General features: G+C 32.6%; 9 protein-coding genes and 2 tRNA genes. 9 read left to right on the top strand and 2 right to left on the bottom strand.

Annotated features, from left to right (window positions below):
* Nucleotides 1–19: 19 nt before the first annotated feature.
* From OA93_RS13460 to OA93_RS13500, 9 genes are all read left to right on the top strand, one after another.
* Complete coding sequence (locus tag OA93_RS13460; protein WP_039113881.1) at nt 20–2,470, top strand: DNA translocase FtsK; 2,451 nt, start codon at nt 20–22, stop codon at nt 2,468–2,470.
* Nucleotides 2,471–2,473: 3 nt separating this feature from the next.
* Nucleotides 2,474–3,163 (top strand): outer membrane lipoprotein carrier protein LolA, encoded by a 690-nt coding sequence (locus tag OA93_RS13465; protein ID WP_039113882.1) that lies wholly within the window; start codon nt 2,474–2,476, stop codon nt 3,161–3,163.
* 7 nt (nt 3,164–3,170) lie between these two features.
* Nucleotides 3,171–4,622, top strand: a complete 1,452-nt coding sequence (locus OA93_RS13470; protein ID WP_039113883.1) for an LptF/LptG family permease — start codon at nt 3,171–3,173, stop codon at nt 4,620–4,622.
* 2 nt (nt 4,623–4,624) lie between these two features.
* Complete coding sequence (gene ribB / locus OA93_RS13475) at nt 4,625–5,758, top strand: 3,4-dihydroxy-2-butanone-4-phosphate synthase (protein WP_035624622.1); 1,134 nt, start codon at nt 4,625–4,627, stop codon at nt 5,756–5,758.
* A gap of 5 nt (nt 5,759–5,763) precedes the next feature.
* Nucleotides 5,764–6,153 (top strand): acyl-CoA thioesterase, encoded by a 390-nt coding sequence (locus tag OA93_RS13480; protein WP_039113884.1) that lies wholly within the window; start codon nt 5,764–5,766, stop codon nt 6,151–6,153.
* A 160-nt stretch (nt 6,154–6,313) separates the two neighbouring features.
* A tRNA-Ser gene (locus OA93_RS13485) sits at nt 6,314–6,401 on the top strand.
* 271 nt (nt 6,402–6,672) lie between these two features.
* The gene (locus tag OA93_RS13490; RefSeq protein WP_039113885.1) at nt 6,673–8,076 is read left to right on the top strand and encodes an AAA family ATPase; all 1,404 of its coding nucleotides are present in this window, start codon (nt 6,673–6,675) and stop codon (nt 8,074–8,076) included.
* Nucleotides 8,077–8,079: 3 nt separating this feature from the next.
* Entirely contained in the window at nt 8,080–8,955 is an 876-nt protein-coding gene (locus tag OA93_RS13495; RefSeq protein WP_039113886.1) for a DUF4435 domain-containing protein, read from the top strand.
* A 568-nt stretch (nt 8,956–9,523) separates the two neighbouring features.
* Nucleotides 9,524–9,611 (top strand) — tRNA-Ser (locus tag OA93_RS13500).
* A 420-nt stretch (nt 9,612–10,031) separates the two neighbouring features.
* Here OA93_RS13500 and OA93_RS13505 read toward each other — a convergent pair.
* Entirely contained in the window at nt 10,032–12,017 is a 1,986-nt protein-coding gene (locus OA93_RS13505; RefSeq protein WP_039113887.1) for an FAD-dependent oxidoreductase, read from the bottom strand.
* A gap of 46 nt (nt 12,018–12,063) precedes the next feature.
* Nucleotides 12,064–13,782 carry a thiamine pyrophosphate-binding protein gene (locus OA93_RS13510; protein WP_039113888.1) on the bottom strand — a complete coding sequence of 573 codons (1,719 nt, stop codon included), beginning with the start codon at nt 13,780–13,782 and terminating at the stop codon, nt 12,064–12,066.
* Nucleotides 13,783–13,803: the final 21 nt, after the last annotated feature.

Here is a 13,803-nt window from a genome sequence, read left to right on the forward strand (position 1 = left end):
GTTAGCACCCAAAATAAGAATGGCAAAAACAACAAAAAAAGAAACTGTAGACAATAAAAATAAATCCAAATCTGAGACAGTTACGTCTAAGAAAATGACCAAGCAACAAAAAATTGTCTTGGGATGCCTTTTGGTATTATTTTCCGTTGCATTATTAGTTGCTTTTATTTCCTTTTATATCTACGGACAATCAGATCAGAGCGCATTAACAGCACTTACTGATCGAAGCGAACCTGTGCAAAACTGGCTCGGAAAATTCGGGGCTTATTTAGCCGATTTATTGGTTTACCAAGGATTCGGATTAGCCTCTTTTATATTTGTTCGTTTATTTTTCTTAACAGGAATGTTTCTGATTTTGGAGCTTTCGCTAAGAAAACTTAAAAACATCTGGTTTTGGGATTTATTTGTCATTATTATAATATCAGTATTGTTTGGTTTTTTTGCAACTTCGGCACCAGAACTAGGCGGAACGATAGGGTATGAGCTTAATTTGTTTTTACAAGATTATATAGGTAAAACAGGAACTTTGTTAAGTTTGCTTTTTGGATTGATTATTTATTTAATCTTCAAAATAAAAATATCACCAGATAAGATTCAAGCCTTTTTTGATAATACCAAAAAAGAACTTCGATCAGGTTTAAATTCATCATCTTCATTAAATACAGATAAAGGTGCTTATAATTTAGAAGAATTTGCGATTGATGAAAATGAAGAATTAGATAATATCCATTTAAAAACTCCAGATTCTCAATTCGAAATTAATAAAGAAGCTTTAAAGCCAACGATTGCTCACTCATCAGAGATTAATTTGGATCCGGTTATAAAGCCAATCAAAATGGATGTTGCGTCTAAAGCACCTGAAGTTGTTGCTTCGCACGATGAGTCTTTTGTAATAGAACAAGCTCCGGAAGAAGATATAATCGAAGAAAATTTGGCATCACGTTTAGTTGCCGATTTTGGTTTGTTTGATCCTACTTTGGATTTATCTAATTATAAATTCCCTACAATTGATTTATTAAAAGAATATTCTACCGGAGGAATTACAATCAATCAGGAAGAATTAGAAGAAAATAAAAATAGAATTGTAGATACACTTCGAAACTATAAAATCGAAATTGCACAGATTAAAGCCACAGTTGGTCCATCGGTAACATTGTATGAGATTGTACCAGAAGCTGGAATCAGAATTTCGAAAATTAAAAGTCTGGAAGACGATATTGCATTGTCATTATCGGCATTAGGAATTCGTATTATTGCGCCAATTCCAGGAAAAGGAACAATTGGTATAGAAGTTCCTAATAAGAATCCAACGATGGTTTCGATGAAAAGCGTTATTGGTTCGGCTAAATTTCAAGAAGCTGAAATGGAATTGCCAATTGCTTTGGGTAAAACAATTTCTAACGAAACATTTGTTGTCGATTTAGCCAAGATGCCTCACTTATTGATGGCAGGAGCTACAGGACAAGGAAAATCGGTTGGATTAAATGCAGTTCTTACTTCATTATTATATAAGAAACACCCAGCCGAAGTAAAATTTGTTTTGGTGGATCCTAAAAAAGTGGAGTTAACATTATTTAATAAAATCGAAAGACATTATCTGGCTAAACTTCCAGATACCGAAGATGCAATTATTACCGATAATGCAAAAGTTGTAAATACATTAAATTCACTTTGTGTTGAAATGGATAACCGTTATTCTTTATTAAAAGATGCAATGGTTAGAAATATCAAAGAATACAATGATAAATTTAAAGCTAGAAAATTAAATCCAGAAGCAGGACATAGATTCTTACCTTATATTATTTTGGTAGTCGATGAGTTTGCCGATTTAATTATGACAGCAGGAAAAGAAGTTGAGGTTCCTATTGCTCGTTTAGCGCAATTGGCTCGTGCTATTGGTATACACTTAATAATCGCGACACAAAGACCATCGGTTAACGTAATTACAGGTTTGATAAAAGCCAATTTCCCAGCGAGAATAGCCTTTAGAGTTACCTCAAAGATCGACTCGCGAACTATTTTAGATACGCAAGGAGCAGATCAGTTAATAGGACGTGGAGATTTATTATATACCAACGGAAACGATGTTGTTCGTGTACAATGCGCCTTTATCGATACACCAGAGGTTGAAAAAATCACTGATTTTATTGGTTCACAAAAAGCATATTCTACTGCTTATTTGCTCCCAGAGTTTGTAGGAGAAGAAACTGGCATTAATCTTGATATGGATATTTCCGAAAGAGATACTTTATTTAGAGAGGCTGCCGAGATAATTGTGAATGCCCAACAAGGTTCGGCCTCATTATTACAAAGAAAATTAAAGCTGGGTTATAACCGTGCAGGTCGATTGATAGATCAATTAGAAGCTGCAGGAATTGTAGGCCCATTTGAAGGTAGTAAAGCCAGAAGTGTAAATATTTTAGATTTAAGTTCTCTTGATCAATTTTTTAACAATGAACAAAACAATTAAATCATGAAATCAACGATTCAAAACTTCAAAAAAAATAATGTAAACGGCCTTACGAAAAAGGTTTTTCAAATTGTTTTTTTATTCCTTGTCACTTTTTCTGTTCAGGCCCAAGATAAAAAAGCCAAAGAATTATTGGATCAGGTAACTGCAAAAGTAAAAAGCTACGATAATATCGTAATCGATTTTAAATATACTCTGAATAATGCCAAAGAAAACATTAATCAGGATAGCAAAGGAAATGTAACTATAAAAGGAAATCAGTTTGTATTGAATTTTATGGGTGTTACCAAAATATTCGACGGACAAAAAACATACACAATTGTTCCTGAAGACGAGGAAATTACGATTTCTAAAGTTAACGAAAAAGATGATAATGCAATTACACCTTCAAAAATGTTGACTTTTTTTAATTCTGGTTATAAGTATGCAATGGATATTGTTCAGAACGTAAAAGGAAGAAAAATTCAATACATAAAATTAAATCCAACAAGCGCTAAAGACCAGCGTAAAGAGATTCTTTTGGGGATTGATGTGCAAACAAAGCATATTTATAATTTAATCGAAATGGGTAAAAACGGAACAAAAACTACTTTAACCGTTAATTCTTTTAAAACCAATCAGCCATTATCAAAAAATCAGTTTACCTTTGCGCAAAGTAAATATCCAAATTACTACATCAATAAACTAGACTAATTACGGGTTGAAAATACTAGACAAATACTTACTAAAAACTTTCCTTCTTACATTTACTACTGTATTTGTAATTCTATTCTTTATATTCATTCTTCAAACCGTTTGGCTATTTATAGCCGAGTTGGCGGGTAAAGATTTGGATTTAATTTTAGTTGTTAAATTCTTATTGTTTTCGATGCCTCGAATTATCCCGTTGGTATTGCCGTTATCGGTTTTACTGGCTTCGATTATGACATTCGGAAATCTGGCTGAAAACTATGAGTTTGCAGCAATGAAAGCTTCGGGTATTTCGCTACAGCGAGCTATGAGAGGTTTAATAGTGTTTATCTGTTTTTTAAGTATTGTTGCCTTCTTTTTTGCAAACAATGTAATTCCTTACGCTGAATATAAATTTATTAATTTTAGAAAAAGCATCGCGCAAGCTAAGCCCGCAATGGCTATAGCCGAAGGACAATTTAGCGATGTTGGTTTTTATAATATTAAGGTAAATAAAAAATCAGGCGAAAACGGAAATAAGCTTACAGGAGTAACCATTCATGAAAAAGCAAATAATAGTGGTGAAAATAAAACCGTTATTAAATCTAAAACTGGCGAATTAATAAGTAATGATAAATCTAGTATTCTTCAGTTAGTTCTTAATGATGGTTACTATTACCAAGATGTAACGCCTAAGAAATACGAAGACAGAAGTAAAATGCCTTTTATAAAAGGGAAATTTAAAAAGCAAATCATCAACATCGATTTGTCCGAATTAAATAAAGTAGATGATAGTCAGGAAATAGGTAATACAAACGGAATGCTAAATGCTAGTGAATTGCGTTATACGCTGGATTCATTAAGTAAAAATTTAGATACTGAAATACTTTCTTTTTCAGAAAACATCAATCAAAAAGTGGGTATTGCCAAAGGTATACCAACTGCTAAATTAGATAAAAAGAAAAAACCTTTGCCAAACGATATTTTATCACTTTATGCCAATGATAAAAAGGCGGAAATACTTAAAGTGGCAAGTAGCAATCTTACAAGCGCAATGTATTCTATTGACGCTACAAAAAATGAATTAAAAGAGAAACAACGAAATATTAACCGTCATCTTACGGCGCTTTACGAGAAATTCGTGATTGCTTTTGCTTGTTTTTTAATGTTTTTTATTGGTGCACCACTCGGGGCAATTATCCGAAAAGGAGGACTTGGGTTACCAATAGTTTTTGCAGTTTTGATATTTATTACTTTTCACTTTATCAATACTTTTGGAAAAAGAATTTCACAAGAAGACGGATTAACTCCTTTTATGGGAGCTTGGATGTCTACTTTTATACTTACACCATTAGCCGTTTTGTTAACTTATCGTGCTACAAACGATATTGGTTTAATTAATATGGATACTATTTTGGCTCCATTGAACAAGTTATTTAAAAAACTCTCTGAGAAGTTTATTCCTTCTCAAAACAAAACCTAATTATGTCAACAAATAAAATACAACTCAACACCATTGAAGAAGCTATTGAAGCTATTCGTCAAGGTGAAGTAATCATTGTAGTAGATGATGAAGATCGCGAAAATGAAGGTGATTTTCTTGCTGCAGCCGAAAAGGTAACACCAGAAATGATTAATTTCATGGCAACACACGGACGTGGATTAATTTGCGCGCCATTAACAGAAAGTCGTTGCAAAGAGTTGGATTTAAAACCAATGGTTACCAATAATACAGATCATATGGAAACTGCTTTTACAGTTTCGGTTGATTTAAAAGGAAATGGAGTTACTACAGGAATTTCTGCTGCCGATAGATCTCTGACTGTATTTGCATTAACAGATCCTAATACAAAACCATATGAATTAGCAAGACCAGGACATATTTTTCCTTTGGTAGCTAAACAAGGTGGTGTATTAAGAAGAACAGGACATACTGAAGCAGCTATCGATTTTGCAAGACTAGCAGGATTTAAACCAGCGGGTGTAATTTGTGAAATTTTAAATGAAGACGGAACTATGTCTCGTTTACCTCAACTTGTAGAAGTTGCTAAAAAATTCAATTTAAAATTGGTTTCTATCGAAGATTTGGTAGCATATAGAATGCAACACGATAGTTTGATTGTAAAAAAAGAAGATTTTGATATAGAGACTCGTTTCGGAACTTTCCGTTTAAGAGCTTATGAGCAAACAACAAATAAACAAATTCATATTGCTTTAACAAAAGGAACTTGGAGTTTGGGTGAATCTATCCTTACCAGAATTAATTCATCTCAGGTAAATAATGATTTATTAGGTACTTTAACTAATAATCCAGAACAACAATTGGATGATATGTTTAAGGTTATTAATGAGAACGGTAAAGGTGCAGTATTGTTTATTAATCAGGATATGCAAGCTGTAAATTTATTAAACCGTATTGCTGAGCTTAAGACATTACAATCTCAAGGAGTAATGAAAGCACCAAAAGTAATCATAGATAGTAAAGATTATGGGATAGGAGCACAGATCCTACATGATATTGATATCTCTAAAATTAGATTAGTATCAAATACAGAACAAACTAAACGTGTTGGTATGATAGGTTACGGACTTGAAATAACAGAATACGTAAGCTATTAAAGTATATGGACACATTTGAAGAAAGAATTGTAAAATCTGAGACACGTATATTTAAAGCTGTTTTTCCGAGTACAACGAATCATTATGATACTTTATTTGGGGGAACTGCTCTTCATCTTATGGATGAAGTTGCTTTTATTTGTGCTACCAGATTCAGCCGAAAGAAAGTGGTAACGATTTCAACTGGACAAATTGACTTTAAAAAAGCAATTCCGGCTGGAACATTAATTGAATTAGTTGCAAAAGTTGATAGTGTTGGGAGAACAAGTTGTAAAATTCATGTAGATATTTTCATGGAACAAATGTACTCTGAACTTCGCGAGACGGTAGTTTCAGGTACTTTTTCGTTTGTTGCGGTTGATGAAAATAAAAAACCAATCCCGATTATGGACTAATTTGCAAATTAGCGCAAAATTATTTTAAAAGAGAAATACTGATAATTAGGTAGTTGAAAATTAATTTAAAATAATCGTCAAAAAAGCTCTAAAAAAGTTTTGAGAACCGAAAAAGCGTCTTATATTTGCACTCGCAATCAGGAAATGAAAGCGACATACTGGAGAAATGGCAGAGCGGTCGAATGCGGCAGTCTTGAAAACTGTTGACTGTAACAGGTCCGGGGGTTCGAATCCCTCTTTCTCCGCCAGTATTTAAAACCCGAAACGAAAGTTTCGGGTTTTTTGTTTTTATGACTTTTCTTGTTTTCTTGAATCTTGTTCAAAAGTTGGGATTAGGAAAAAATATATTGTTTAAAACTTACAAAATCAATAAAAAAAAAAGCGTACTTATACCTGTTTAGTGATTTAGAAAAAATAATTATTTTTCATCCGAAATTCATTAGCTAATGGGTTTAAAAAAAATCATTTAAAAAGCTATATTTACCTTCCTTACAAAAAGCAATATAAAAACATGAAAGCATGAAAATAAATAATTTTATTGGTAAAAAAATAAATGAGTATATAGACTTAAATATTAAATTTAATAACGATTTATCGATAATCGTAGGTCCAAATGGTTCAGGAAAAACTACTGCCCTAAATCTTATTCATTCGATATTGTGTCCAAATTTAGAAGAATTAATTAAAATACCTTACAAATTACTACAATTAGAAATTCAACATTTATCTGAGACGTATTCAATTGAAGTTCATAAAGACAAAACTAAAATTGAAATCCATTTATACCTCGTCAAATATGTTGAAGATGATATTTATTCATTTAGTTCTGTAACTGACAAACTAATAATTGACTTTCAACAGTTTGAAGAAATGGATTACATGAAATATAAAAACAAATCTGAAATAAACTATGGCGATTTGCTTCTTAGAAAATATAATGCACATGAAATAATCACTTTCATAAAAAACCTTTCATCTCCGATATTCGTTGGACTAGAACGTACAAACTCTGATGTCAAAGAGGATTACAAAAATTACTTATTAGAACGAAATCTATATTTACATAACAAAGCTATTGAAATTGATAAGTACAGAAGAACTCAAAAAAATACACTTGGAGTTAGTATTTTAGAGACTGAGTTGCTAATTCAATCAATTTACAAAAGGTTAAAATCTGTGGAAGAGCATTACTCTAACTCTATTCAAAAAGAATTAATTTACAGTTCTTTCGAATATATTGATTTTAACCTAGACAGCTCAACTGACCTAGTTGCCTTATCTGAAAAATATAAATTAGTTGCAAGACAAAGTGAAATTGAAGAGTCATTAAAAAAAATTGGAATTCTTGATAAAAATTTATCCAACAAATTAAAATTATTTTTCAGCAATATTGAAAAACTTCTAATGACTGTAAAAGGAGTTGATTTTGACAATTCCCAAATTACAATTGAATGGCTGTTAAATAAATCTCAAATTGATAAATTATCAAAACTTGTAGAAATACTTGATGTTTATAAATCAAAAGTTCAAGAGACTTTTGCGCCAATAACAAAATTTTTGAATATAATAAATTCTTTTTTCAAAGACACTGGAAAAAGACTTTATGTAGATGAAGTAGGACGTTTATCAGTTAAAAAACCTCATGGTAGAGATTTAACTGTAGATGAATTGTCTTCTGGGGAAAGGCAATTAATAATTTTATTTGCAAACGTGATTTTTGACAAATATAAATTTTCAACTACTAAAAATGAAATAATGATTATTGACGAACCAGAAATTTCATTGCATATTCGTTGGCAAGAAAAATTTATAGATTGTCTTTATGAAGCTTCAGAAAAAACACAATTTATAATTGCAACACATTCACCTGATATAATTGGAGATTATAAAGCTGATACTATAAAATTAAACTCTAATAATTAGGATATGGAAAGAAAATCAGCCGCAAAATCGGCTATATCGGTTCTTTACGAAGATGTTAATGATATTGATATTTATATAGAAGATACAGCACTTGGATACAAAAAAGTATATAAAGAAATTTTAAGACGAATTTTCAAAGATGAATATAAAATTGAACAAGTCTTCCCATTAGGTGGTAGCGATAAAGTAATAAAAGAGTGCGAAAAATATCAAAAAATAGATGATGGCAGGCATAAGGTTTTTATTATTGATGGAGATTTTTATTTATTAAATAACAATTTAAACGATAGAATTTCAGAGGAACATAAAAACAACCTGAAAGGTTTATTTGTTTTACCAAGATACTGTATAGAAAATTTTTTTATTGAAGAAAGTTTACTAGTTGACATAGCAAATGAGGAAGATGCAAATGATGACAAAGATGAAATTTTAAGAAATTTAAACTTTGAAGAATGGATGGAATCAAATGTATCATTAGTAGATTTATTTATTATATATTCAATTGTAATGGTATATCTCTCTACAGAACAAACTATAGGATATAAAGTTACAGATATGTGTAAAGATAACACTGGTGTTATTTGTGAATTAAAGAATCAAAATCGAATAACAGATTTAACTAATAAGTTATTAGGTGTTCTGTCTCAAGGTGAATTAGATTATGAGATTCAAAAGAGAAAAGAAATTATAAATGGTTCAAATACTAAGCTATTAAAATTTGTTTCTGGAAAAGATTATCTTCTACCATTAGTAAAATCAAGAATACGTTCGAAACATAAATTCCAACCAGATAATATTTCATTTAAAAATAGACTTTCTCAAAGATGTGATGTTTCTGAACTAAATAACATTAAGAATTTTGTTTTTAAGTCAATCTAAATTATTTAATATCTAAAATGTCTTAATTATAGTATATTTACATTATTATTGCTATGATTGTTTCTAAAGTTCTTTAGTACTCTTGTCAGTCAGTACCCTAAAATATGCATATATGTAAACCTTTGGTTTTATTAGCTTGAAGTGATTTAGAGAAGAATCTCTTTCTCCGCCAGTATTTAAAACCCGAAACGAGAGTTTCGGGTTTTTTGTTTTTATGACTTTTCTAGTTTTCTTGAATCTTGTTCAAAAGTTAGGGATTAAGAAAAAAAAAAAGAAAATTTATTACAAAAAGAAAATTATAATAGATTAGTGTGTATTAGAAGCCAAAGACAATCTGTAAAAGCAAAGAATAGATAAGTAAAATAGCAGTCTCTTAGTCTTTTAAACATAAATTTAATGTTGAACTTATTGCTTTTAGATTGATAAACTTTTACTACTTCACATGATTTTTAGGTAGCTTAAATTCTGGCAAACGATTTAATTTTATTGTATTTGGAAATTCGATTAGTTATAATCAAAAAAGCGTCTTATATTTGCACTCGCAATCAGGAAATGAAAGCGACATACTGGAGAAATGGCAGAGCGGTCGAATGCGGCAGTCTTGAAAACTGTTGACTGTAACAGGTCCGGGGGTTCGAATCCCTCTTTCTCCGCCAGTATTTTAAAACCCGAAACGAAAGTTTCGGGTTTTTTGCTTTTATGACTTTTCTTATTTCTACTCTTAGTCTTGTCAGACATGATTTATTTGATGCATTAGAAAGTAAATTACTAGGCTTGATTCCTGTTTGTTGGTATGGATCAGGCAGAAGTTGTAGCATCCATTGTTAGAAATCTTGTAATGGTATTTTGACTTTTTTGTCCATCTTCTGCAACTATAAAAAATTATTCATAGTAACTATATTTAATGGGTTGGAAAAGATAGTACTTTTCCAACCCAATTAGAACTGGTGGTGTTTGGCAAACAGCTTGTTTTACATTACACGCAAGTGCTAGGTGTTGTATTACCTCTTTGATATTCTCATTTGTATGTGTAAAAAGTTTTTAGGCTTTCGTATATAGTTACAGTTTTTAGAGTGTTACTCTGGAGAAATAAATGGATAGTATTTTTCATCTATAATTGGTTCAATGCCAAAAAAATCATTAAGAACAGATTCGGCTGTACAAAAAGCACCTTCTACCCAAGCCTGATCATTTGAGTACGTTTCACCAACTATAAAAATATCGCAATCTGTTTTTGGAACAAGTTGTGATGGTTTTCTAATTTTTCTTTGCACATCACCTAAATTATAATGTGATTTATAGGCATGGTAACCCGCATTAAAAGGAGGGAGCGACCAATCCATATACTTAGTTTCTAAAGGTTCTGGTACTGCAGAATAATCTGTCTGTGGTCCAAAATGTAATGCCGCCAATTGTGAGCGAAGCATTTTTACCATTACAGGTGTGGCCTTTCTCGGTCCTTCGAGTGGTTGGCAATCTCTGGATTCAGGAATTTTACGTGTTGCTTTTGGACCAAGTTCTAAAGCTTTCCAGAATGTTGAATATTGGATATCATCATAACTGGCAAGAATACCATACACTTTATCTCCTTTTTCATTTCTGGCATTATCACCAAAATAAACTACTTGTCGGATAGGCATATCTGTAATACTCGGCCCAATGGTATCTAATTCGGCTACAGTTAAAATTTGGCTTTCTTGTTTAAAAGTTAGGCGCTCTTGGATTGCATTTTCTACAGCAGCAATAAAACTGGCTTTATCGTTAAACGGAATACCTATAATAGCTGGATTATTTATTTTATTTAGATATTCAGCAGGGAAATTCTCTTTTTTTAATTTAGCTATTCCCTCCAGTGTCAGAAAGTAACTTGTTAGTTTGGCAGGATAAGTAGGACCTCCGTCTGTAGTTTTTCTCCACCACGGAGTCTTAAAAAACATACCTATTTTGTATGAAGGTTCCATGATTACAGATTCTAAATACAACTGAACTTTTTCGTGATTTAATACATCTAAACCTTCTGCATCGGAATATCTAGTTGCTTCAGCTACTAATTCTATGGCAGCTCTTGGCATTGCAAGAAATGCAGCATCACATTTTTTACTTTCTGCAAGTTTATCAGGAGATTCACGTTTTGCTGTTGTAAAATGTATTCCTGACTTGGTATGTAAAATAGAACGCAATCGCGTATTTGGATAATAATTGAGAGTAATCCCTTTTTGTTTTGCTAGTTTTTCGACTTCTTCAAATAAGGAATCAAATAAGCTCGAATATCCTTTTATTAAAGTTTTGTATTCTGTTCCTGGAGTAAACTCGTCATTGACATTAAAGGACTGTGCACTATTGCTGTTTACTACGTTTGAACTATAGCCATTACCATCAGATAAATAGCTGAATCCTTCTTGTCCGAGCATATCATAACCGAGATTCCAGTACCCAATTTCTTTTAGCAAATCACCTTTTTTGAAGATAGAACTTTCAGGCATTTCAATATTAATTTTTCCATCTTCATAAAATTTGCACCACTCTCTTCGGGTAACTGGTCCAGAATCTTGAGTAATAGCTACAGATTGTATGACTGTAAATCCATCATCTGGTGGAGCATCTTCGCCGTAATTGTTTGCAGCATACGGAGCTGGCTGGTTAGAAGTAACATCTGATATATACATGTTTTTAGAACGCAAAGACATTAGTGGGTCTGCAGATTCATTAAAAGGAATTGAATCTTTTTTTAAATCCAGTTTTTCTATGGCTTTAGTTACTAAACGATGCCCCGGTCCCTTAGGGGTTCCGTCCCAATACAAATATCTCATACCACCCAATTCTAGGTACGAATTATCTTTATTGTCTTTATAGTGCCATGTACAAACACGTGCACCTGGTTCTCTGGTTCCAGGATTTTTTTTAGAAAAATCGTATTTCCCCCAGTCATAGAGTTCTAATATATCTCCTTTGACAAGCAATTTTTCGTTTTTTTTGTTTTTGGAAGTTCCGTCAAGTAATCTCCAAGCGGTATAGAGTCCAGCTGCACCAGCTCCAAAAATTGAATATGTTTTTGTACTCATGATTATATGTTTTTAAAATTTTTATTCGATTGTTTTGTGATTGCTTTTATTCATTACCCAATCTTGCCATTTGCTGTGCCAGATCTTTTTGAGGAATTACAATTTCGACTAAGGTTGGGAGGTGGGTTTTCTTTTTGAGATTAAGTAGTACTTCGTTTAGCTCAGTAACTGTTTCGGCTCGGTAGCTGTTTGCACCAAATGCTTTGGCTAGTGCCTGATAATCCCATTTTGGAAGAATATCAAACGCATCAAACTTATGAGATGGTCCTGCTTTAAATGCATCTATATTTACATATACTTGCTCTATGGCATATACTCCGTTGCTCATTACAAAGAGTATTGAGTTGATATTGTATTTTACAAGAGTCGAAAGTGATTGTGCTACCGTCATAAAACCACCATCGCCAGCTACAGTCCAGGCTTGTTTACCACTCCCAAGTTGCGCACCAGATGCAGCGCCGGTTTCAAAACCAATACATTGCCAAGCAGCCGAAGAAATATATGCATTCTTAGATAATCCGTAGATATTAGTTGCCACATACATAGAGGTACTTACACCAAAAGTCATAACAATATCGTCTAGCATTTTGTTCTTTTTTAAGAAAGATACCGTATGTTCAAAAAAACGGTTAAACGTTATTACTTCGGGTGTTTTATCATATTTAGGATCTGAATTGGATATCCAGGGTTCTGGGAATTTTGGTTGAGCTGGCGCCACAGTTTTTAAAGGATATGTTGCGGCTTTTTTAAAACGTTCTATTAATGCTTCGATAAAGTCTTTTAGAGTTACATTATTATACGTAAAATAACCAACTCTCATTTCTTGAGTGGTTGCCTGAATCATATCCGAAAATTTATTTTCGACCAACCATAAATAATCATCGGTAATGATAGTTCCCAGTGATAGAATACAATCAGAAGCTTCAACCAGTTTGATAACTTCGGGTATTGAAGCTTGATCAGAATATGTTCCTATAAATTTATCTCCTTTCTCATCCAGAACTGTTTTTCCTAGTGAAGTTGTAGTGTACAACATGCCACTTTCTTTAATAAGTTCTTCTAATTGATTTGATAAATCGTGTCGTAAGATTTCTACACCTGCAAGAATAAGAGGAGATTTTGCTTGACTAATTTGAGTCCAAGCTTGAGAAACGGCATTGTTAAGTGCTGCTACTTCACTTTTTATTATCAGTGGTGTTAGTTTTTTATTCGAAGGTTTGGGGCAAGGTTCGCCCCAAACTTCTTTAAAACATGCTATGTACACTGGTCGCTGGTGTGTAAGTGCTGCAATGATTAATTTATCGATTCTTTCGGGAGCATTTACAGAACTGCTCAGAGTCTCGGCTGCAACAGTTACTCTTTCGTAAATTTCCTGATCGGCATTGAGATTACCTGTAGAATGATGATAAAGTACGTTGTACATACTGCCTATTTGCCGGGCATCTGCTCCGGGAGTAGCACTAATTACAATAACTGGGCTACGCTCTACATAAGCTCCGGCAATAGCGTTTAATGCACTATAAGTACTTACTCCATATTGTAAGGAAACTGCGGCTAAACCTCGAGTACGAGCATAAGCATCTGCTGCATAAGAAGCATCTAATTCATTTGAAGCTCCAATGGTTTTAATGCCTTCAAAGTCTTCTAAGGCCTGCGTAAAGTGTTTTACATAATCGCCTGGGATTTGGAAAACTTCGGTAACATTTAATTGCTTGAGACGCGTGAGCAGATAATCTGCCACTGTAAATTCTTTTGTAGGTTTCATTTTTCTGATATTGTAGATTTG

Source organism: Flavobacterium sp. KMS, assembly GCF_000813005.1.
Lineage (GTDB): Bacteria > Bacteroidota > Bacteroidia > Flavobacteriales > Flavobacteriaceae > Flavobacterium.

Bases quoted from the DNA above. Each gene is read 5' to 3' on its own strand.
- ribB (WP_035624622.1), top strand. From the start codon at position 4,625: ATGTCAACAAATAAAATACAACTCAACACCATTGAAGAAGCTATTGAA.
- OA93_RS13460 (WP_039113881.1), top strand. From the start codon at position 20: ATGGCAAAAACAACAAAAAAAGAAACTGTAGACAATAAAAATAAATCC.
- OA93_RS13490 (WP_039113885.1), top strand. From the start codon at position 6,673: ATGAAAATAAATAATTTTATTGGTAAAAAAATAAATGAGTATATAGAC.
- OA93_RS13495 (WP_039113886.1), top strand. From the start codon at position 8,080: ATGGAAAGAAAATCAGCCGCAAAATCGGCTATATCGGTTCTTTACGAA.
- OA93_RS13480 (WP_039113884.1), top strand. From the start codon at position 5,764: ATGGACACATTTGAAGAAAGAATTGTAAAATCTGAGACACGTATATTT.
- OA93_RS13510 (WP_039113888.1), bottom strand. From the start codon at position 13,782: ATGAAACCTACAAAAGAATTTACAGTGGCAGATTATCTGCTCACGCGT.
- OA93_RS13465 (WP_039113882.1), top strand. From the start codon at position 2,474: ATGAAATCAACGATTCAAAACTTCAAAAAAAATAATGTAAACGGCCTT.
- OA93_RS13505 (WP_039113887.1), bottom strand. From the start codon at position 12,017: ATGAGTACAAAAACATATTCAATTTTTGGAGCTGGTGCAGCTGGACTC.